General features: G+C 28.8%; 18 protein-coding genes and 1 riboswitch. Of the genes, 14 read left to right on the top strand and 4 right to left on the bottom strand.

What is annotated here, in order from left to right; translation table 11 throughout:
• The first annotated feature begins 27 nt into the window (after positions 1-27).
• The 8 genes from BLS77_RS04315 (at position 28) to BLS77_RS04280 (ending at position 8,680) form a co-directional block, all read left to right on the top strand.
• A complete protein-coding gene (locus BLS77_RS04315) occupies positions 28-360 on the top strand; it encodes a YtxH domain-containing protein (RefSeq protein WP_089966203.1) in 333 nt (110 codons plus the stop codon).
• An 82-nt stretch (positions 361-442) separates the two neighbouring features.
• Positions 443-766: a DUF948 domain-containing protein gene (locus BLS77_RS04310; RefSeq protein WP_089966200.1), complete on the top strand. Its 324-nt coding sequence runs from the start codon at positions 443-445 to the stop codon at positions 764-766.
• 358 nt (positions 767-1,124) lie between these two features.
• On the top strand, positions 1,125-2,531 hold the full coding sequence (locus tag BLS77_RS04305) for a DEAD/DEAH box helicase (RefSeq protein WP_089966198.1): 1,407 nt from the start codon (positions 1,125-1,127) through the stop codon (positions 2,529-2,531).
• Positions 2,532-2,736: 205 nt separating this feature from the next.
• Positions 2,737-3,948, top strand: coding sequence for a dicarboxylate/amino acid:cation symporter (locus BLS77_RS04300; RefSeq protein ID WP_089966197.1), 1,212 nt, complete (start codon positions 2,737-2,739; stop codon positions 3,946-3,948).
• Positions 3,949-4,127: 179 nt separating this feature from the next.
• Positions 4,128-6,332 carry a PASTA domain-containing penicillin-binding protein gene (locus BLS77_RS04295; protein WP_089966195.1) on the top strand — a complete coding sequence of 735 codons (2,205 nt, stop codon included), beginning with the start codon at positions 4,128-4,130 and terminating at the stop codon, positions 6,330-6,332.
• Between the two features lie 30 nt (positions 6,333-6,362).
• Complete coding sequence (ftsW, locus tag BLS77_RS04290) at positions 6,363-7,481, top strand: putative lipid II flippase FtsW (protein ID WP_089966193.1); 1,119 nt, start codon at positions 6,363-6,365, stop codon at positions 7,479-7,481.
• Positions 7,482-7,580: 99 nt separating this feature from the next.
• Entirely contained in the window at positions 7,581-7,943 is a 363-nt protein-coding gene (locus BLS77_RS04285) for a methylglyoxal synthase (protein ID WP_089966191.1), read from the top strand.
• A 44-nt stretch (positions 7,944-7,987) separates the two neighbouring features.
• The gene (locus tag BLS77_RS04280; protein WP_089966189.1) at positions 7,988-8,680 is read left to right on the top strand and encodes a M15 family metallopeptidase; all 693 of its coding nucleotides are present in this window, start codon (positions 7,988-7,990) and stop codon (positions 8,678-8,680) included.
• A gap of 141 nt (positions 8,681-8,821) precedes the next feature.
• Here BLS77_RS04280 and BLS77_RS04275 read toward each other — a convergent pair whose 3' ends face one another.
• Positions 8,822-10,240, bottom strand: a complete 1,419-nt coding sequence (locus BLS77_RS04275; RefSeq protein ID WP_089966187.1) for a VanW family protein — start codon at positions 10,238-10,240, stop codon at positions 8,822-8,824.
• Between the two features lie 338 nt (positions 10,241-10,578).
• On the opposite strand from BLS77_RS04275, the gene BLS77_RS04270 reads away from it, so the two are divergent.
• Genes BLS77_RS04270 through BLS77_RS04260 form a run of 3 tightly spaced genes read left to right on the top strand, consistent with a single transcriptional unit; the run spans position 10,579 to position 14,672 of the window.
• The gene (locus tag BLS77_RS04270; RefSeq protein WP_089966185.1) at positions 10,579-11,484 is read left to right on the top strand and encodes a patatin-like phospholipase family protein; all 906 of its coding nucleotides are present in this window, start codon (positions 10,579-10,581) and stop codon (positions 11,482-11,484) included.
• A gap of 42 nt (positions 11,485-11,526) precedes the next feature.
• Positions 11,527-12,231, top strand: a complete 705-nt coding sequence (locus BLS77_RS04265) for an ABC transporter ATP-binding protein (protein WP_089966183.1) — start codon at positions 11,527-11,529, stop codon at positions 12,229-12,231.
• 2 nt (positions 12,232-12,233) lie between these two features.
• Positions 12,234-14,672 (top strand): ABC transporter permease, encoded by a 2,439-nt coding sequence (locus BLS77_RS04260; RefSeq protein WP_175490763.1) that lies wholly within the window; start codon positions 12,234-12,236, stop codon positions 14,670-14,672.
• A gap of 227 nt (positions 14,673-14,899) precedes the next feature.
• On the opposite strand, the gene BLS77_RS04255 is transcribed toward BLS77_RS04260, so the two are convergent.
• Together BLS77_RS04255 and BLS77_RS04250 are read right to left on the bottom strand one after the other, a co-directional pair.
• Positions 14,900-15,424 carry a J domain-containing protein gene (locus tag BLS77_RS04255; RefSeq protein ID WP_089966180.1) on the bottom strand — a complete coding sequence of 175 codons (525 nt, stop codon included), beginning with the start codon at positions 15,422-15,424 and terminating at the stop codon, positions 14,900-14,902.
• Positions 15,425-15,617: 193 nt separating this feature from the next.
• Entirely contained in the window at positions 15,618-16,250 is a 633-nt protein-coding gene (locus BLS77_RS04250) for a GerMN domain-containing protein (protein WP_089966178.1), read from the bottom strand.
• 253 nt (positions 16,251-16,503) lie between these two features.
• Here BLS77_RS04250 and BLS77_RS04245 point away from each other — a divergent pair, with 253 nt between their 5' ends.
• Together BLS77_RS04245 and BLS77_RS04240 are read left to right on the top strand one after the other, a co-directional pair.
• Positions 16,504-17,373 (top strand): methionyl aminopeptidase, encoded by an 870-nt coding sequence (locus BLS77_RS04245; protein ID WP_089966176.1) that lies wholly within the window; start codon positions 16,504-16,506, stop codon positions 17,371-17,373.
• A gap of 234 nt (positions 17,374-17,607) precedes the next feature.
• Positions 17,608-19,365, top strand: coding sequence for a helicase-related protein (locus BLS77_RS04240; protein ID WP_089966174.1), 1,758 nt, complete (start codon positions 17,608-17,610; stop codon positions 19,363-19,365).
• 84 nt (positions 19,366-19,449) lie between these two features.
• Here the strand turns inward: BLS77_RS04240 and BLS77_RS04235 are convergent, their stop codons facing one another.
• Positions 19,450-20,292 carry a choline/ethanolamine kinase family protein gene (locus BLS77_RS04235; protein WP_089966172.1) on the bottom strand — a complete coding sequence of 281 codons (843 nt, stop codon included), beginning with the start codon at positions 20,290-20,292 and terminating at the stop codon, positions 19,450-19,452.
• A gap of 52 nt (positions 20,293-20,344) precedes the next feature.
• Positions 20,345-20,520, top strand: a riboswitch (cobalamin riboswitch).
• 271 nt (positions 20,521-20,791) lie between these two features.
• Here BLS77_RS04235 and cobT point away from each other — a divergent pair.
• On the top strand, positions 20,792-21,895 hold the full coding sequence (gene cobT, locus BLS77_RS04230) for a nicotinate-nucleotide--dimethylbenzimidazole phosphoribosyltransferase (protein WP_175490762.1): 1,104 nt from the start codon (positions 20,792-20,794) through the stop codon (positions 21,893-21,895).
• The last annotated feature ends 25 nt before the right edge of the window (positions 21,896-21,920 follow it).

Below are 21,920 nucleotides of genomic sequence, written 5' to 3'. Positions count from 1 at the left end.
AAGAAAAGATTTTAAGGAGGACTATACATGAGTTTAGCAAAATTAATTGAAGAAAAGAGAAAAGCAAAGAGTAGGAAAGAAAACACTAAGAAAACAAAGAATATAGCAGTTGGGGCAACAGTTGGTATATTAGCAGGAATAGCTGGAGGGTTTCTTTTTGCACCAAAGGCTGGAAAAGAAACTAGAGATTCTTTAAAGGAATCAGCAAGCAATATAAGCACAACAGCAAAAGATAAAACTATGGAAGTTAAAAATAAAGTTTCAGAGTATTTAAAAGATAAAAAAGATGAAAAAGTTAGATTAGATGCAGCTATTAAGGAAGATAACAGAACTGCAACAATTGAAGACGTAATACTTTAAAATTAAAGGATAGGGAGATTGAAAAAATAACTAGTCATATTCTAGGCTATTTTCTTTAAGCTCCCTTATAAGTGAGGTAAATATGATTATAGAAGTTAATATGAAGACACTATTATTAGGGATTTTAATAATAACAGCAATTATTGCATTAACATATCTTATAGTAATATTAATAAAAGTAGGAAAATTAGTGGACAACCTTAATAAAACTATTGAAAAAAATAAAACTAATTTAGATAATACGCTTAAAAACATTAATGATATATCTGAAAATGTTAGAGATATCAGTGATGTAGCTCTTGAAACTACAGCAGAAGCTATAATTTTAAAAGAAGGATTATTCGATAAGGTAGATATAGTTAAGGATATAGTTAACATAGCATCAAGTGTATTTTTAAAAAAATAGTAGATTAAATTAAATATTATTTAATAAAAATTAATGCTATTTTTCTAAAAATCCTGTATAATGATTGGAAGAGACATTCGTAATATGTTTAGTTTCGTAACTTAACATATTTTGTGAGAGTCTCTTTTTCTATTATTCTCACAAAATAGAAAAAGAGAAACTTATCTAAATAGTACAAATTAGATAAGTTATAAAGAATGCTTATTAATTTTAAGTAAATAAAAAAATGTGGACAGTTAGATATAATAAAATAATAACGGAATTCATTATATACAAATTTGAATAAAAATTGTATATAAGTATATAGTTGATTTAAGATATTTAAAATTTATAATGACCACTTTCGAAGGAGAAAAAAATGTTATTTGAGAATCTAAATATAATTGAGCCTATTTTAAAGGCTTTAAAAGAAGAGGGATATACAAAACCTACGCCAATACAGGAAAAATCTATTCCACATTTAATAAATGGAAAAGATATCCTTGGCTGTGCACAAACCGGTACTGGTAAAACAGCAGCTTTTGCTATTCCAGTATTACAAAATATTTTTACTAGTGAAGAGGCTGAAAAAGGTCCAAAACAAATTAAGGCATTAATACTAGCACCGACTAGAGAATTAGCTATTCAAATAGAAGAAAGTTTTACTGCTTACGGAAAGCATTTAAATATTAAAAATTTAGTTATTTTTGGTGGAGTACCACAAAATCCTCAAACGAGGGCTCTTAAACAAGGTGTGGATGTATTAATTGCAACACCAGGAAGACTAATTGATTTAATTAACCAAAAATTTATTGATTTACAAAATGTAAAATATTTTATTCTTGATGAAGCAGATCGTATGCTTGATATGGGTATGATTAATGATGTTAAAAAGATAATAGCAAGACTTCCAAAAGTTAGACAAAATATGCTATTCTCTGCAACTATGCCAAATGAAGTTTCAAAACTAGTAGATTCTATTTTGAGAAATCCTGTAAAGGTAGAAGTTGCACCAGTTTCATCTACTGTAGATAGAATTTCACAAGGAATATACTTTGTTAGTAGAAAAAATAAGAAATCTCTACTTGTAGATATTCTTAAAGATGAATCTATTGCATCTGTTTTAGTGTTTTCAAGAACAAAGCGTGGAGCAAATGTAATAACAAAAGAACTTGAGAACGCAGGAATAGAGGCTCAAGCTATTCATGGTGATAAGTCGCAAAATGCACGTCAACTTGCCTTGAAAAACTTTAAAGAAGGAAAAATTAGAGTACTTGTAGCTACAGATATTGCAGCAAGAGGTATTGATGTAGATGAATTATCACATGTAATTAATTTTGACTTACCAGAGGTTCCAGAAACTTATGTTCATAGAATTGGACGTACTGGAAGAGCGGGACTTGAGGGAGTTGCACTTTCATTTTGTTGTGAAGAAGAAAAAGAATTACTTAGGTATATCGAAAAACTTACAGCAAAGAAAGTTCCTGTAATAGGAGGACACATATATCCAATAACTGCAGATGAAGCAGCATTTGAAAAGCAAGAAACAGCTAAAAAGAATGCAAGAATTTCAGCTAGATCTGGATCGTCTAGATCTAATTCATCAAGAAGCGATTCAAATAGAAGTGCTTCAAGTAGAAGTTCTTCAAATAGAGATGGTTCAAGTAGAAATACTTCAAATAAGAATGGCTCAAGTAGAAGCTCCTCTTCAAAGGATGATTTCGCAAATGAGGATTCATCTAAGAAAACTAGAAATAATGGATTTAATAGTAGAAAAAGAAATTAAATAATAATTATCACCCCTGGGGTATAATATTTACTGTAAAAGTAAATATTTACACCCCGGGGGTGATTTTTTTTAATTTCAATAGAATAAAGTGAAAATATAAAAAAATATTTGACAAAATTGAATTAAGAATGTAAAGTGTATTTAAAGAGAATACAAATGTATTCGCAAGAGATACAAAAGAGAAGAAAAAGGGGCGGTTATAATGAAAAAAATATCATTAATAGGCAGAATACTTATTGCACTAGTAATAGGAATACTTTTAGGCCTTTGGTGTAAAAGTATAGGAATTGATTATCCAATAAGAATTTTAGGGACATTTTCAGAATTGTTTGGAAACTTTTTATCGTTTATGGTTCCATTAATAATTATAGGATTTATTGTTCCAGGAATAGCGTCTTTAAGAGGCGGATCAGGGAAAGCACTTTTAGTAACAACAATAATAGCTTATGTTTCAACTATTGTAGCGGGGTTAGCTTCATTTATGATTGGATCAGTATTATTGCCTAAGTTTATTAATGGAAGTATATTAATGCAAGAAAGTGGAGGAAGTATTAAACCATACTTCACAGTAGAAATGCCTCCAATAATTGGAGTAATGTCGGCTTTAGTATTTGCATTTGTACTAGGTATAGGATTATCAAAGATTAAAAATAGTGTGTTTTTAGAAGTAACAGAAGAATTTAATAAAATAGTTATGATGGTTATATCTAATGTGTTAATACCAATAGTACCTATCTATATAGGATGTATTTTTGCAAAATTAAGCTTTAGTGGTGAAATATTTACAACATTAAAATCTTTTGGAGTAGTGTATGCAATTTTATTCTCAGTACAAGCTTTGTATATTCTAGTTCAATATTTAATAGCTGGAACATTGAAAAAGGAAAATCCCTTTAAGTTATTAAAAAATATGGTACCTGCATACTTAACTGCATTAGGAACACAATCATCAGCAGCGACTATTCCAATAACAAGAGAAGCTGTTAGACGTAATGGTGTTAGTGAGGAGATAACTGATTTTGTAGTGCCACTAGCAGCTACTATACATTTAGCTGGAGATACTATTACTTTAGTATTAACATCAATGGGAGTTATGTATATGAATGGACGAGTACCAACTTTCTCAATAATGATGCCATTTATATTAATGCTAGGAGTTACAATGATAGCAGCTCCAGGAATTCCAGGGGGAGGAGTAATGTCTGCACTTGGGTTATTAGAATCTATGCTAGGTTTTGGTGGACTAGAAAAGCCAATTATGATTGCATTACATGCAGCTCAAGATAGTTTTGGAACTGCAACTAATGTAACTGGAGATGGAGCCCTTGCAATTATTGTAGATTATATTATGAATAGAAAAAAAGATGTAGAAATAGAAGAAGATGATGAAGATAGAGTAATTGAAACTGCATAAAGTATAACGAAAAGGGATTAGCTTTTGAAATTATTTTAGAAGCTAGTCCTTTTTTGTTTATAAAGAAATAAAAAAAAGAAGTTTATATATATATAATTAAAGATGAAATTGTAAAAGCAATCAGAAAAATGTATAATATATTTATAAATATATTATAGGTCTAAGGTGGAGAGTGTAAAATGAATTTTAAAAACAAGAAATTTGTAAAAGAAAAAGGTATAAGTAGGATGAAGTCATCTAATAGACTTTTGTTTGTTAGTAGTTGTATATGTGTAGTATTTGTTTTTTTAACAATAAGATTACTTTATATAATGATATACAAAAATGGGGAATATTCTAAAATGGCAAAAGCACAGAGAGAAGCTCAATATATAGTTCTAGCAGAAAGAGGAGATATTTTAGCGAGGAATGGTGCTACTTTAGCATCAACAATAAGTGTATATAGAATAGATTTAGATTTAGATTCAATACGAGAATATATATCTGATAATAATTTTACAATTAAAGACATATCTAAATCTTTAGCAGATGCTTTAGAAATGGATTTTGATACTGTTCTTAAAAAACTCGAAACAAAGAATGAAGATGGCAAAGAGGCTTCTTCAACAATTTTGGTTAGAGGAATAGAAAAAAGTCAGGCAGATAAAGTTGAAGCACTTAAAATATATGGTGTTATTATTTCAGGGGATACTAAGCGATTATATCCGAGTAATAATTATTTAGCGCATGCACTAGGTAGCGTTAATTTAGATAATAAGGGCTTAAATGGAATTGAATTACAATACGATAAATATTTAGCAGGAATATCAGGAGTAAGAATTTCTCAGGTTGATGGAGCATCAACACAGTTACCAGGTGACTCAAAAATAGTCACACCTCCAATTCCTGGAAAGGATGTAACATTAACAATTGATGAAAACATTCAGTATATAATAGAAGAGTTAGCAGAAAAGGCTATGACTGAGAATATAGCTAAAGGAGTTTCTATTATTGTTTCAAATCCAAACAATGGTGAAATTTTAGCTATGACAAATAAACCAGATTTTAATCCTAACAATACATTTAATGAATATCAGGCCTTTCCTGGCGAAAATGATACTGAAAAACTTCAAAATATGTTTAAAGATAGCTTAGTAAGTGATGCTTTTGAACCTGGTTCTACTTTTAAAAATTTTAGTATGATGGCTGCTATAGAAGAAGGTGTAGTAAGTGAAAATGATACTTTTACTTGTAATGGAGGTACAATGTTTGGGTCTACATTAGTTAAATGTTGGAACTTAAGCGGTCATGGAACACAAACTCTTCCTCAAATACTTCAAAATTCTTGTAATGTAGGGTTTATGCAAGTAGGAGCTAAACTTGGTAAAGAAAAGTTAGATGAATACATGCGTAAGTATGGATTTGGACAAGCTACAAATATAGATTTACCTGGAGAATCTGAAGGTATACTAAAGAAACCAGAAAATATTAGTGAAATGGATCTTGCAACCATAGCTTTTGGGCAAACAAACACCACTACAGCTATTCAGCTAATTACTGGGTTTAATGCTATTGCTAATGGTGGGGATTTAATACAACCTCATGTTATGAAGGAAATAGCTCATGTTGATGAAAATGGAACAAGAATAATAGATGATACATTTAAACCTACAATAAACAAGGGTGTAATGTCTGAAGCTAATACTGGTGTCTTAAGAGATTATTTAGAAAGAACAATTAATCAAGGCGGACCAGTTGGATCATTTATGGGAAAAGAATATAGAATAGGGGCTAAAACGGGTACCGCGGAAAAAGCTGATACAGTTAATGGTGGATATGCAAAAGATAAATATATTGCATCTGTATTAGCTATGTATCCTGTAGATAATCCTCAAATAACTATATATATAAAGGTGGATGAGCCAAACCCTGCAAAGTATTATGGGGGACAAGTAACAAATTCTATTGTTAAAGAATTTTTCCAAAAAATTCGTGTTTATATAGATTCACCTCTATATAAACAAACTACAAAGAATGTTAATAATATAATAGTTCCGGATGTAAGAGGGAAATCTGTTAAGGATGCAAAACAAATACTTAAGGATAATAAATTACAAGTTACTTTAGAAGGTAAAGATTCTATTGTAGTTAAAATGAATCCAGATCCAGGAACTGCCATGCAAGAAAATTCTAAAATAAATATATATTCTGGAGATAAAGAAGCTATAGAAAATAAAATTGTTATGCCAGATTTGATAGGATACTCATTAGAAAAAGTAGATGAATCATTAAATAAAATTGGAGTTACTTATAATGCTGCTGGAACTGGTTTAGTAACTAAACAAAATATTGAAAAAGGTAAGATTATTGAAAAAGGAACTAAGGTACAACTTGAATTAGAATAAATTAATTTTTGTGGAATAGGAGTAATATTTATGAAATTAAACAGTATAAAAAAGAAAGCAGGAAAGATAGATTTTCAAATATTTTGCACTATAATTCTTATTGTATGTATAGGTATAGTTATGGTTTACTCATCAAGCGCTTATTATGCATTACATGTACAAGAAAAAAGTACGGAATTCTTTTTAAAGAAAGAGTTGATATGGACTATAGTTGGTATTATTGTAATGATATTTACAATGTCTATAGATTACCATATATATAAGAAAATGACCCTTTTAGCAGCTATAGTTACAATAGGTTGTTTAGTAGCAGTTTTGTTTTCAAAACCTATGAACGGGGCAACAAGATGGATTTATATTGGGGCTTTTTCTTTTCAACCTTCAGAGCTAGCTAAATATGTAGTAGTAATGTTTATGGCTATGAGCATTGACAATAGAAAGAAAAAAATGGATGGTTTTTTTAATGGGACTATTTTGTATCTATTTATAGCAGCTATATTCGCTGGATTAATATTATTAGAAAATAATTTAAGCATAGCTTCTATTATAATGATAGTAACCTTTATTATGATTTTAGTTGGGGGTGCAAATATAAAACAAATAGCATGTTTAATACCTTTGGGTATTGCATCGGGAATGGCACTTATATTTACTAGTGAATATCGTATGGAGAGATTTTTAGGTTTCTTAGACCCATGGGCTGATGCAGGTGACAGAAACTTTCAACTTATTCAATCTTTTTATGCTTTAGGATCTGGGGGGATAACCGGAGTTGGGCTTGGACAGTCAACTCAAAAGGCGCTATATATGCCAGAACCATATAATGACTTTATCTTCGCCATAATAGGAGAAGAACTCGGACTTATTGGTTGCATATTAGTAATGGGATTATTTCTGTTTTTAATACTTAGAGGTATATCAGTTGCTATAAGGGCTAAAGATAATTATGGATTTATGTTAGCTACTGGAATAATATCAATAATAGCAGTACAAGCTATGATAAATATTGCAGTTGTTACAGGATCAATGCCCGTAACCGGCGTTCCACTTCCCTTTATAAGTTATGGGGGTACGTCTATGGTTTTTAATTTAGCAGCAATGGGAGTTCTTTTAAATATATCAAGACAAGCAAAAGAAATAAAAATTTAATATAAGGAACTTTTAAAAAAAATATACAAAGTTATTAATGTATTATTTTTTGAAAGTGCCTAAAATAAGTGAAATATAGTATTTTAAGGAGTGTCAAATATGAAGGTTGCATTAATAGCACATGATAAGAAAAAAGAAGAAATGATTAATTTTGCTAAAGAAAATGAAAATATTTTATCAAAAGTGAAGTTGGTTGCTACTGGGACAACTGGGACAAGGATTATGGAAAATACAAAGTTAGATATATACAGATATAAAAGTGGTCCCCTTGGTGGTGACCAACAAATAGGCGCAATGATAGCATCTCATGATATTGATATGGTTATATTTTTTAGGGATCCACTAACATCACAGCCACATGAACCGGATATAAGTGCATTACTTAGGTTATGTGATGTTTATAAAATACCTGTAGCAACAAATATTGCAACAGCTAATTTAGTGATTAGAGGAATAGCGTAAAATAATAATATTAAAAAAGATAATATATCTTGGAGGATTATTTTATGAAAAAAAATAAGTTATTACAATTATTAGTTGTAGGATGTATAACTCTACTTACTTTTAATGGGTGTACGAATAATAAAAATAATGTTGAAAATATAGATAACTCAAATGAACCAAGTGAGGATATTGAAAAGGGAGAAAGTAACGTAGAATATAACCCAATGCTTATGATGGTAAATGATAAGCACTGGTTAGATGAAAGTTTTGTTCCTGCTAATTTAGAAAAAGTAAATATACCTTTTTCAGGAGCATCATCTGATGAAGAAATGCATATGGAATATGAAGGAGCAAAGGCTGTAGAAAAGCTTGTTGATGGTGCTTTAAAAGATGGAATAGCCTTATATGGGATTTCTGGATATAGGTCTTATCAATTACAACAGAATATTTATGATATAAATATAGCTAATAACGGACAAGAATATACTAATAACTATGTAGCTATTCCAGGGAGAAGTGAGCATCAAATGGGTCTGGCTATAGATTTAGGAGATGAAAGTGGTAATTTAATAAAAACTGGCACAGAAGTAGAATGGGTAAGGGAGAATGCTCATCTATATGGATTTATTGTGAGATATCCTAAAGGGAAAGAAGATATAACTGGATATAAATACGAAGCGTGGCATATTAGATATGTTGGAATTAGCGTAGCTACAGAAATTTATAATAGAAATATAGCATTTGAAGAATATTAGAAATAGGATATATAAGGCAGTGTAAAATAAATAATAGACTAATGTGATAGTCTGTTATTTATTTTATGGTGCCTTAAACTGTCTTAATTACAAAAAAAGCAGTAATGAAAAATATCATTACTGCTTTTTAATTTGCTATTATTAAGTTGGAAATGGTTTATAAGTACTAGTATCTAAAAATTGTTCAGAAACCATAGTGCCATTTGCATCGTAAGAATATAAATAAGCATCAGCACTTAAACTATTTTTTTGAACACTTTTTGGTTCATACCTAAGTCCTTTTAGTACACTATCATTTGACCAAAATTCAATAGTTAAGCTTCCGTTTGATGCTGATGAATTTATAACTATAGGATAGCTATAATCATTTTTGAATTTCAAGTCAATAAATCCATCAGCAAGAGTTGAATCAAGCCCCATAGGAACATAAGAAACTGGCATCATATGATTTTGCCTTTCAAATGGAATTATTCCACCACGGAGCATTGTGTTATAAAGTGTAGAAGACACTTGACAAACACCACCACCATAACCTTTAACAATTTGACCACCAACATAGGTATTAGCAAGAACAAACCCATTTTCAGGTGTAGTTGGTCCAATTCCTTGTTCGCAAGAGAAGCTTTCTCCTGGCATAAGTAGAATGTTATCTATATTACGAGTAGCAAGTTCCAAATTAACACTGCTTGGACCTGTTTTGTAAGTAGTTGTAAATGTAGAAATCCTACTTTGTACACCTTGCAGTGTTTCTTTTTTTATAGATTCTTCTACGGGTAGTAAAGTAGTATCTAATGTTAACTCAACCTTATGAGATATATCCTTCATAGCTACTTTTAAATTAGCTAGTAATTCCTCGGAATTTAAAACATATCCACCGTTGCTTTCAGTAATACTTATGTTGCCACCATTTATATTAATAGTTGAATTTACAGGGGCTACATTAACATCTGCTGCAATAGTAGCTAAGAAGTTATTGAATTTTTCTTCACTGTAAGCAAATTCAAATTCATAGTCTTTTTTTACAGGTTTTTTTATTAGATTTATTTTGGTAAAGAAGCTTTGATCTTTACCATAATCAAATATTTTCTTTTCAAATTCATCATATGGAATTGTTACATCAATATCTTTATAAGTAGTTTCAAAAATCTTTTTACCAATATTAACTTTTATCTTAGTGTTTCCCAGTTCTCCTATGAGAGTTTCAAGGGTAGTATGAAGAGTATCTTTAGTTAACCCTGAAAGATCTTTATCCAAAACATATGATTCTGGATAAACCGTGTTAGAAAAACTCTTTATAAGATTATTATTTTTAATTCCAAGAAATATTGGAATAGATAGAATAATAATAATAGAAAGTATAATAGCAGATTTCCAATATTTAAATTTAGTTATGGAATTTTCTTTTTTTTCAAATGATTTAGGCTTGGCTAAATTTTCGGCTTTATTTATAGGTGTAGTTTCTTTATCATAACCTTCTGTAGATAGAGAGTTATTGTCATTTGGATTAGTTGATTCTTTTAGTTTATTTTCTTCACTAGAATAGGATTTTTTGTTATCCATATGGTCACATCCTTATAAATGATAATTTGATATATTATTATGAAATTTGATTATTAATATAAATTTAAATAAGGCGTTGTAAAATAAATAATCAAGGATACTGGTTTACTATTTATGTTATGATGCCTAAATAAAAAGATTGTATAAATAATTAACAACCTAATTATTAACATCACATATATTAAAGCATTTAGGGTTCAAAGTAAAGGGAAATTTTTATAAAAAAATTAAAAAAAGTATTCATAAAATAAAACATTCAGTATAACAATAATAGATTTTAAAATATATTATTGTTATAATCTATTTAACGGTAAGGTAAAAGAGGAGACGAGATAAAAATGAAAATAGGATTAGTATTATCTGGTGGTGGAGGAAAGGGTGCTTATGAACTAGGAGTTTGGAAGGCGCTAAAAGAACTTGGTTTAGATAAATATATAAGTGTTTTTTCAGGAACATCTATAGGTGCATTTAACGCAGTTTTATTTGCACAAGATGATATGATGCTTGCAGAACAATTATGGGATGAAGTAACAATGGATAAACTGGTTCCAATAAGTAAGTTCGAACTTTTTAAAAAAGGAATGGGGTTAATTATTGGTACCAAAAATCCGAATTTTGCCAAGAAATATATGAATCAGAAATTAGAAGAAGGAACTGTTTCAAAAGATGGAGCAGTAAAAATTATAGAAAAATATTTAAAGGTAGATATGATTAAAGAACGTAAAAAGATATGTTATGTTACATGTACGGAACTTCCAGAATTAAAAGTTAAATATTTTAGGTTAAATGATTATGATTCTAAAATAGCTAAAGCAATGATTTTAGCTTCGGCATCATTGCCACTTATATATGATAGTACACCTGTATTTGAAAATAGCTATGTTGATGGTGGAATAGTTGATAATACTCCAATTCAACCAGTGTATGGGGAAAATTGTGATGTTATTATTGTAGTATCCCTATCTAAAGACGCTAAAGTGGACAGGTTACTTTATCCAAATACACATATAATAGAAATTTATCCAAGAAATCTTGTGGAAACAATATTAACTGGAACATTAAATTTAGATAAAGAATCAAAGCGAAATAGAATTAAAGAAGGATATAATGATACTAAAATTTTATTAAAACCAATAATGTTGATGGCTAATTTTCAAAAAGAAAAAGAGGAAGAAGAAAATTATCCTAAATTATATAAAATTTATAATTGGTCAAAAGATGTTTTAAATAAGAAAATAGAGTAAGTACAGTTATAAATTATAAATTTATAAGTAGGAGGAATAACTTTGAGAAAATATATAGAGTTTAACGAGGTTAAGAAGATATACAAAATGGGTGAGGTAGAAATAGAAGCACTAAGCGGGGTTAATATTTCTATAAATAAAGGAGAATTTGTTATTGTTGCAGGGGCTAGTGGAGCCGGTAAAAGTACAATATTAAATATTTTAGGTGGAATGGATAAGCCAACTTATGGAAGTGTAATAGTTGATGGCAATGATATAAGTAAATATAATTCAAAAGAGTTAACAACTTATAGAAGATATGATATAGGATTTGTATTTCAATTTTATAATTTAGTTCAAAATCTAACAGCTATTGAAAATATTGAGCTTGCGACACAAATAAGTAAAAATCCATTTGATATTTCAGAAATTTTAGATGCAGTAGGATTAAAGGATAGGAAAAATAGCTTCCCATCGCAGTTGTCAGGAGGAGAACAACAAAGGGTAGCAATTGCACGTGCACTAGCTAAAAATCCGAAACTGTTGCTTTGTGATGAGCCTACAGGGGCTTTAGATTACAATACAGGTAAGTCTATTTTAAAGTTACTTCAAGATACAAGTAAAAAAATGGGTATGACTATTGTAGTTATAACTCATAACTTAGCACTTATACCAATGGGAGACAAGGTAATAAAAGTTAGAAATGGTAAGGTAGAAAGTGTTACTATTAACGAAAAGCCAACTCCTGTGGAAAGGATTGAGTGGTAGTAATGAAAAATGCTTTATTAAAGGATACTTTTAGAGAAATAAAAAAATCCTTTGGAAGATTTGTATCAATATTTGCAATTGTAACTTTAGGAGTAGCGTTTTTTGCAGGAATTAAAGCGGCTGCACCAGATATGAGAATAACAGCTGATAAATATTATGATGATTATAATTTTATGGATTTGAGGTTGTTATCAACTTTAGGATTTAATGAAAATGATATAGATAAAATTAAAAAATATGGAAATATAGAAGGCATATTTCCTACTAGTTCAATGGATGTATTAACAACTATAAATAATAATGAGCTAGTACTAAAAATACATGCACTTCCAAAGAATAATCTTTCAAATGATAATAAAGACTATATAAATAGACCCAAAATAGTTGAAGGAAGACTGCCAGAAAACCCTGGTGAATGTGTAATTGGAAAAGGGGATATTAGAGAAGCAGATGTAAAAATAGGATCAAAATTAAAGATTACATCAGGAACAAATGATGATATAAGTAAAAGTTTTAAAATAGATGAGTTCCAAGTAGTTGGAATTGTAGAAACACCATATTACTTAACATTTGAGAAGGGGACCAGTAATATAGGAAACGGTAGAGTTAGTAATTTTATAATGGTTTCTGAAAAAGACATGGAAATAGATTGCTATAAAGAAGTTCTTATTACTATAAAAGATGCTAAAAAATTAAATTCATTTAATAAGAAATATGAAGATTTTATTTTGCCAAGTAAGAATTCATTAGAGGATATTGGAGAATCTAAATGGTATGTATTAGATAGAAATAGTAATTATAGCTTTGTAGATTATGATGGATCAGCAGATAGAGTTAGTGCTATAGCACAAGTATTCCCATTATTCTTTTTTTTAGTAGCGGCACTAGTTTGTTTAACAACTATGACAAGAATGGTAGATGAGCAAAGGATTAATATAGGCACATTAAAAGCACTAGGTTATAGTAAGCTAGCAATTGCATCAAAATATATTTTGTATGCAGCATTTGCAAGTATAGGAGGAAGTATTGCAGGTATTGCAATAGGATTTACAGTATTTCCAATAGTAATAGTTGATGCTTATAGCATGCTATATACGCTTCCACCTGTTATACTGAAGTTTGATGTTCTATATGCAAGTATAGCAACTCTATCAGCAGTATTAATAACAACATTAGCAGCATTTTTAGCATGCAATAAAGAACTTATAGAAATGCCGTCATTATTAATGAGACCAAAAGCCCCAAAGGAAGGAAAGCGGATATTACTTGAAAGAATACCGTTTATATGGAATAGATTTAATTTTAGTAAAAAAGTAACTGCAAGAAATATATTTAGATATAAGAAAAGATTCTTTATGACAGTAATAGGAATAGCAGGTTGTACTGCATTGTTACTTGCAGGTTTTGGAATAAAGGATTCTATAGAAGCGATTGTAGAAAAGCAGTTTGGAGAAGTATATAAATATAATATGACAATAGGATTTGATTCAAATACAGATATGCAAAATCAAGAGGAAATCATAAAAGAGGTCTCTAAAAATGGAGAAATAACAGATTATACAAGCATTAAAACTAAAAATGTAGATGTATCTAGTGATGAAGCTACAGAAGCAGTAACAATAATAGTTCCAAAATATAAAAATGAATTTAATAATTTTATAGATTTAAAGAGTAGAAAAAACAAAGAAGAAGTAGAAATTCAAGAGGATGGAATTATATTAACAGAAAAAGCTGCAAAACAATTAAAAGTACGAATCGGAGATACAATATACATTGATAAAGAAGAAAATGAAAAAGTACCTGTTAAAATTAGAGGTATTTCAGAACAATATGTAATGAATTATGTTTATATGACTGATAATCTTTACGAGAAAATTTTTAAAGAAGAAATAAAGTTTAATAAAATGTTTGCAATATTAGCGGATAAATCAAAAGAATCAGAGGATAAATTATCTAAAGATATATTAAAAGAGTCTAAAGTAACATCAGTAAGTTTTAATTCGCTAAGTGAGAATAGTTTTAAGGAGACAATTTCAAGTTTAAACTATGTAGTATTAATTATGATTATTTCAGCCGGAGCATTAGCATTTGTTGTATTATACAATTTAACTAATGTAAATATAAGTGAAAGAATAAGAGAAATTGCAACAATTAAGGTATTGGGTTTCTATGATAATGAAGTTTCTGCGTATGTTTATAGAGAAAACTTTGTGTTAACATTTATAGGTACATTAACTGGTCTTGGGCTAGGCGTTTTATTGCATAAATTTATAATGATAACAGCAGAGCCAGATAATATGATGTTTGGACGAAATATAGACTTTATGAGCTTTCTTTATGCGTCAATATTAACATTAGCATTTGCATCAATAGTAAATTTTGTAATGTATTTCAAATTAAAGAAAACTCCAATGGTAGAATCATTAAAATCTGTAGATTAGGGATAATCAAAGAATTGAATATTCTATAGAAAATTTAAATTAGGCATTGTAAAAAAAGAATACTGGTCTATTATTTATTTTATGATTCCTTAATAAGACTGAAAAAAGCGAACTTTAAAATAGATTTAGATAAATAAAAAGTTGAAAATCTATTTATTAAGTAGCTTTTTATCAGTCTTTAAATTTTATCTTGTGATTATGTTTGTAAATCATATTTTGATTAATAGTTAACACATTCCCTTGTTACCACTAGAAGGAGAACTCCCTCCACCACAAGCATTCATATTATTTGTATTTGGCTGAACATTTTCTTGGTTATAGTAATTTGCAAATTCTGGAGCTCTTGTTTTTAAAGTATTTAAACTATCTATATATTCGAAATTGTCTGGATTAAGTTCAATTGCAGTAGTTAAATGAGATACAGCGGAGTCAAACCAACCTTTATTTAAAAAAACAAAGCATTTAAGATAATTCCATTCAGGAGAATTTTTATCATCAATAATATTTAATTTAGTTTCAGCAATTACAAAATTTTTAGTATCAATTAAATTTCTAATTTCTTTGTAGATATTACCGTTAACAAGCAATTCATAAGAATCATTCGCATCAGACAATATGTTTTTAGCTAGAGCTTCGTTTGGTGTATCTTGATATTTAGTCAAACTGTATTGAGAAACAATGTTTTTATAAGCTTTTTTTATCTCCTCTTCTGATGAATTTTGGTGTATACCTAAAACTTTATATGGATCCAACTTATATTCACCCCTTTTTTAATTTAATTATTAATATTAAAGTATAGTTTATTCTAATCAAAATTGTTGTTTTTGTGATTAATAAAAGAATAAATATAAAAAATAGGCAGTCAAAATATAGACTGCCTATTTTAAATAAATATATAAATAAGTAAATATTAAAAAACTTATTATTTTTAAAAAATCCTGAAACTTAATCTAATTTAATTACATTCTCTAAAGAAACTTTAAAGCTTTCACCATCATTCATTGATATATGTCCTGAACTATAAGGCTTACCACCTAAAGTAATAATTACATTATCAACCTTAAAATTATAACCAATAGTATTAACAATAGCTTTTAAAGTATTAGATTCAGAACCACTACCTAAGTTCATTTCACTTACGAAGTTATCTTTGAAATCCATAGTAAATATATTATTTTCTTTATCTAACTTAGCAGATGTTACACTGATATTTTTAGCAATAGCAGGGGTAACATCAGGTTTTGTTGGGTTTTTCAATGCATTTACAAGTGCATTAGTTACAGCTTTATCAGTTACTTCAATAGTATCATCATAGTAAATAATATTATCATTTACGACATCATAAAAATAAAGTCGTACAGATTTATTTTCTTTTTTTACTACATCAGTATTGTCAGTATCGGTAGATTGTGTATCTTTAGCCTCCTCAAAGTTAGTTTTAATGTTATCATTTTGTTTAATGTTATCATCTTGAGATAAGTCGGCTTCTGTATTAGGTTTTGAAATCTCCTTATTACAGGAAATAAGCATTAGTGAAAATGTAAGAATAGATAAAATTACTAAAAGTTTTTTCTTCATATATAATCGCTCCTTTGTATAATAAATAAGTGTAAAATAGATTTCTACTAGTATAGTATACCATGATTAGAAAAAAGTTTCAAAAAAATAGTCTTATAATGTAGTAAAAGCGCATAATAGAGGATGATAGCTTTATAAAAATAAAATATGGATTTGAAAAAATAGAGTATAGGTGTATAATACATGTATATAATTACTAAAGCAAAAATAAACTAGTTAATATAAATTTTTGTTTTGAAAAGGAGATTTAAAAATGAATTTAAATAGAAATGATGAATGCTGGTGTGGAAGCAAACAAAAATATAAGAAATGTCATATTGATTTTGATAAAAAGGTAAACTCACTACAAATGAAAGGGTTTATTGTACCCTCAAGAGATATGATTAAGAATAAGGAACAAATTGAAGGGATAAAGGCAAGTGCTAAAATAAATAATTCTGCTTTAGATTTAATTGCTGAGAGAATTAAAATTGGTATGAATACAGAAGAAATAAATAAAATAATACATGATTATACAATTTCTCAAGGGGGGATACCAGCACCTCTTAATTTTTCAGGGTTTCCAAAGAGCGTATGTACATCAATTAACGAAGAAATATGTCATGGAATACCAAGTGAGGATATAATACTAAAAGATGGAGATATAATAAATGTAGATGTATCCACAATATTAAATGGATATTTTTCAGATGCGTCAAGAATGTTTATGATAGGTAACGTAAGCGAAGAAGATAAAAGATTAGTTAATGTAGCAAAAGAGTCTTTAGCAAGAGGCGTAGCTGCTGTAAAGCCTTGGGGATTCATAGGAGACATAGGAGCTGCAATTAAGGAATTAACAGATGAAAATGGTTATTCAGTAGTTAGAGATTTTGGTGGACACGGAATAGGACTAGAGTTTCACGAAGATCCATTTGTAAGTCATATTGGAGAAAAAGGAACTGGTATGATTTTAGTTCCAGGAATGGTATTTACAATAGAGCCAATGATAAATGCAGGAGATTATAATTTATTTGTTGACGAAGAAAATGATTGGACAGCAATTACAGAAGATGGCTCTTATTCAGCACAATGGGAACATACCATTCTTGTAACAGAAAACGGTGTTGAAATAATAGCATATTAATCATAATTTAAAAAAATAACATATATAGATAAGCAGGTAGTTTAGTATAGATATAAATACTAAACTACCTGCTTATGTGTTTTAATGGTTAATTAATATTTTTTGAACTTATAAAAATTGGAACAAATGAGCAAGCTAATGAATAAAAGGATAATAAGAAGTAATATTATATGGTAGAAGATTTGTTTTTTTAGTTTCTTAAGTAAAATACAACTAGGTTTTGGAGGGATAATATTGAAAAAAAATTCTATGCAAAGAGAGTTTAAAAAGTTGAAGGGTCAGATAAATCAAATAGAAGAAATAGTATATAATTCTAAACCAGGAGTATTGCTTGAACATGAAGCGACTATAAGAAAAAAGATAAGAGAGCTTCAAGATATGAGTGGAGAAGGTTTTAAGGAATATAATAATTTATGTGAAAGATATGATGATTTGCTTGAATATGTATCCAAGAAAATTCTAAGTGATTATAATAAGAAAAATGATACAAGTTTTGATTATTATAAGGTTGTCCGGGGACAGGATAATAGTTTAATTAATTCAGGTATAATGACAGTTTTAGTTAAACATCATATACCGGATTTAATATCAAAAGAATTTGAAAAGAATTTCCCATCAAATCCAAAAGATGAGTATAGAGAAGCTAGATTTATAAAAAGAAAATTCTATATTCATTTAGGGGATACAAATACAGGTAAAACCTATAATGCAATCGAGAGATTAAAAAAGGCTAAATGTGGAATATACTTATCCCCACTTAGAATATTAGCTCTTGAAAATTATGAAAGAATGAATAATGAAGGGGTAATATGTGACTTACTAACCGGAGAAGAAGAAATAATAACTATTGGGGCAACGCATACATCTTGTACAGTTGAAAAATTGAATATAAAGAAAAATTATGAAATAGCAGTTATAGATGAAATCCAAATGATTGGAGATTCGCAAAGAGGGGATGCTTGGACAAAAGCACTTCTAGGAATTAGATGTAAAGAAATTCACTTATGTGGAGCTTTAAATGCTAAAGAGGTACTAATAAAAATATTGGAAGATTGCGGCGAAGAATATGAGTTAATAGAATATAAGAGGCAAATTCCTCTTGAAATAGATCATAAAAGTTTTTATTTTAAAGATGCACAGCCTGGAGATGCTATAGTAGTGTTTTCTAAAAAAAGAGTTTTAGAAATTGCAGAAAGTTATTCTAAACAAGGAGTAAAGGCAAGTATTATATATGGAGATTTGCCACCAGAAGTTAGAAGAAAACAATATGAGCAATTTGTAAATAAGGAAACAAATATTTTAATAACAACAGATGCTATTGGAATGGGTGTGAATTTACCAATAAAAAGAATTATATTTTTATCTACTAAGAAATTTGATGGATATGAAATACGTGATTTGACATCACAGGAAGTTAAACAAATAGCAGGCAGAGCAGGAAGAAAAGGAATATATGAAATAGGCTATGTTTTAAGTATAGGAGGAGGAGCAGAGTTTCTACAAGATAAATTAGAGGAAAAAGATAAGCCGGTATATTCGGCGGTAATAGGACCTTCAGAAGCTATATTGAAAATAAAAACTCTCCCACTTAATGAAAAATTAGCTATTTGGAGCACGAGAGAAGAGACGTTAAATTATTATAGAAAAATGGATATAACTGAGTATATTATTGTATTAGACAATATAAAGAGATATAAGTTAAAGGAAGAAATTCAATGGAATTTATTGAAGATTCCATTTGATGTATCAGAAGAGGTTATGCTGAATGCTTTCTTAGACTATGTTGAGGAATTATTCTTAATAAATTCTAAGGAAATCACAAAACCTCAATGTTTCAAAGGTAATTTAGATGACTTAGAGATTTATTATCAAAAAGTAAATTTATATTACTCATTTAGTAAGGTGTTTAACCTACCTTTTGATGCAGAGTGGATTTATAACGAAAGAAGGGAAATAAGTAATAATATAAATGAAATTTTATTGAGAATATAATATTTCACTTATTAAAGGCGGCGTAATAGCCTCCTTTAATAATGAGTTAAATTTTAATATAGCCTTATTTTAAATCTAGAATTTTTATAGATTAGAATATAATTCATCAAAAATAATATTAGAAGCTTTTTCATAATTGTAGTTACTTAATGATTGTGCTGATTTTATTAAACTCCAAAGAGCATTTAGAAGTTTAACAACATAAATATAGCTAATAAGTTTATTATAATCTTTAATGTTAAAGCTTCCAAAATAGGCCTTTAATAAATTAACACGTCCATTATAATCTTGTAACCATGCAACAGTTGCTAAATCAAAAAAAACATCGCAAGTAGCTGAGAACTCATAATCTATAATATATAAATTTCTATCATCTATAATTATATTAGAAACATTTAAATCGTTATGACAAAGGCCTACGAATTTATTTATTTCTAGTTCCTTTTCAAGCCGAAATAGTTTTTCTGTTAAAGAATATATATAAGTAGGCAGTGGAAGTTTTAGATTAATACATATTTTTATTCTCGCCCTAATTTCATTAAATGGATTGAAATAAGTTAAAGATGTTGTTAAATGTAATTTTTTTAAGTTGATACATAATTTCCTTAATAAGCGCTCAGAATTAAACTCTATTTCTGTAGGCATTTTTCCATTAATCCATTTATATACCATATTTCCAGTCTCCACATCAAAGTAAATAGGCATATGGCATAAATTTAAATCGCAAGCAGTATGTAAAATAGTTAATTCATTTCTTCTACTAATATTAAATGGAGTTGGATTACATAGACGTATAAAATATAAATTATTATAATAAATTGCTTTGTAATTATTATTACTAAGCCCTCCAATTTGTTCTAGTGAAGATAAAAAATTCATATCCCAATTTAAGGAATACTTTAAAAAATCAATTATTATAGAATTCATAAAATCTCCTTACTTATTGACTTTTGTATTAATTATAAGTATTATAACAAAAAGGTAATAAATATGTAATGGTTGTTTAAATACATTAAAAGGGAAATAGGTTAAAAGCCTATACGGTCCCGCCACCGTGAAAGTTAGTTTTTTCAATTATTTTATTTATAGAAATTAATAAAATAAAAGTCTTAACATAATTTAAGTCGGAATACCTGCCAATACATTAACGCTATTAGGGAGCTTTTAAAATATAGATAGTTCATCAAATGATTGACTTGTTATTTTTTCAGCACCCTCAACTTAACGGTGTATTAAGGGTGTATTGTATTTTAAGTAAGAAAAGTATTCTTATTTATTTTGTTATGCAAGCATCTTATGTTAAGTAAGATGCTTTTTTGACGTTCAAATAGATTTGAAAGAAAATTAAAGTTATGAATATAGATATGCTTAGTAAGGCACTTCAAAAAATAAGTATGTCTGAGATATTTTTATTAGGGGGTATAAGGTGCGATTTGAAAATAAGGATAGTTTAAAAAAATTTATAAATGATATTAAACCTGCAAATAAGAAAGCTTGTAAACTGGCAAAGGAAAGGTTGGATTCGTTGGCAAAACCCCTTGGAAGCCTTGGGAAATTGGAAGAAATATCAATAAAGCTTGCAGGCATTACAGGTAACGTTAAAAATAGTATAAATAAGAAATGTATAATTATAATGTGTTCTGATAATGGTGTTGTAGAGGAGGGGGTAGCCTCAGCACCTCAATATGTAACACTTGCTCAAACTATTAATTTTACAAAAGGATTAACAGGAGTAGCTGTACTTGCTAAAGAAAGTAACTCAGATTTAATAGTAGTTGATATAGGTATTAATAGTGATAAAGAAATACCAAAGGTCTATAATAGAAAAATAAGAAAAGGGACAAGCAATATAGCTAAAGGACCAGCTATGAGTTATGAAGAGTGTGTAAACGCTATAAATATTGGTATTGAAATGGTAGGAAAGGTAAAGGGAAAAAAATATGACATAATAGGTGTAGGAGAGATGGGAATAGGAAATACTACAACAAGTAGTGCTGTACTAATTGCACTTACAAATTGTGTCCTGGAGAAAGCAGTTGGTAAGGGTGGAGGTGTAACAAAAGAAGCCTTCGAGAAAAAAAAGGTAGTAATAAAAACAGCTTTAGAAATAAATAATATAGATATAAAAGACCCAATAGATATTATATCAAAAGTAGGTGGATTCGATATTGCAGCTATGGTAGGAGTGTTTATAGGGGCAGCTTATTATCAAATACCTGTAGTTGTAGATGGGTTTATATCAGCAGTTGCAGCACTAGCAGCAGTTAAGATTAATCCATTAGTAAGAGATTACTTAATAACATCACATTGTTCTAAAGAAATAGGATATAACATTGCGCTCGATGAGTTGAAACTCGATTCTATGGTTAATTTAGACATGAGGCTTGGAGAAGGAAGTGGATGTCCAATAGCTTTTTCTATAGTTCAATATGCTTGTGCAATGATGAATAATATGGCCACTTTTGCAGAAGCTGAAATAGATAATGGCTATTTAGATACAGTAAGAAGTGAAGACGATTATATAGTATAAGTGATCTTCAAAAATAATAAAACAA

The sequence above is a fragment of the Clostridium gasigenes genome (assembly GCF_900104115.1).
In the GTDB taxonomy this organism is placed as follows: domain Bacteria; phylum Bacillota; class Clostridia; order Clostridiales; family Clostridiaceae; genus Clostridium; species Clostridium gasigenes.
Note: the sequence above shows the minus strand (reverse complement) of the source record. Positions and strands in the feature narration are given on the sequence as shown.

Coding starts and splice junctions, on each gene's coding strand:
- BLS77_RS04315 (WP_089966203.1), top strand. CDS start 28: ATGAGTTTAGCAAAATTAATTGAAGAAAAGAGAAAAGCAAAGAGTAGG.
- BLS77_RS04310 (WP_089966200.1), top strand. CDS start 443: ATGATTATAGAAGTTAATATGAAGACACTATTATTAGGGATTTTAATA.
- BLS77_RS04305 (WP_089966198.1), top strand. CDS start 1,125: ATGTTATTTGAGAATCTAAATATAATTGAGCCTATTTTAAAGGCTTTA.
- BLS77_RS04300 (WP_089966197.1), top strand. CDS start 2,737: ATGAAAAAAATATCATTAATAGGCAGAATACTTATTGCACTAGTAATA.
- BLS77_RS04295 (WP_089966195.1), top strand. CDS start 4,128: ATGAATTTTAAAAACAAGAAATTTGTAAAAGAAAAAGGTATAAGTAGG.
- ftsW (WP_089966193.1), top strand. CDS start 6,363: ATGAAATTAAACAGTATAAAAAAGAAAGCAGGAAAGATAGATTTTCAA.
- BLS77_RS04285 (WP_089966191.1), top strand. CDS start 7,581: ATGAAGGTTGCATTAATAGCACATGATAAGAAAAAAGAAGAAATGATT.
- BLS77_RS04280 (WP_089966189.1), top strand. CDS start 7,988: ATGAAAAAAAATAAGTTATTACAATTATTAGTTGTAGGATGTATAACT.
- BLS77_RS04275 (WP_089966187.1), bottom strand. CDS start 10,240: ATGGATAACAAAAAATCCTATTCTAGTGAAGAAAATAAACTAAAAGAA.
- BLS77_RS04270 (WP_089966185.1), top strand. CDS start 10,579: ATGAAAATAGGATTAGTATTATCTGGTGGTGGAGGAAAGGGTGCTTAT.
- BLS77_RS04260 (WP_175490763.1), top strand. CDS start 12,234: ATGAAAAATGCTTTATTAAAGGATACTTTTAGAGAAATAAAAAAATCC.
- BLS77_RS04250 (WP_089966178.1), bottom strand. CDS start 16,250: ATGAAGAAAAAACTTTTAGTAATTTTATCTATTCTTACATTTTCACTA.
- BLS77_RS04245 (WP_089966176.1), top strand. CDS start 16,504: ATGAATTTAAATAGAAATGATGAATGCTGGTGTGGAAGCAAACAAAAA.
- BLS77_RS04235 (WP_089966172.1), bottom strand. CDS start 20,292: ATGAATTCTATAATAATTGATTTTTTAAAGTATTCCTTAAATTGGGAT.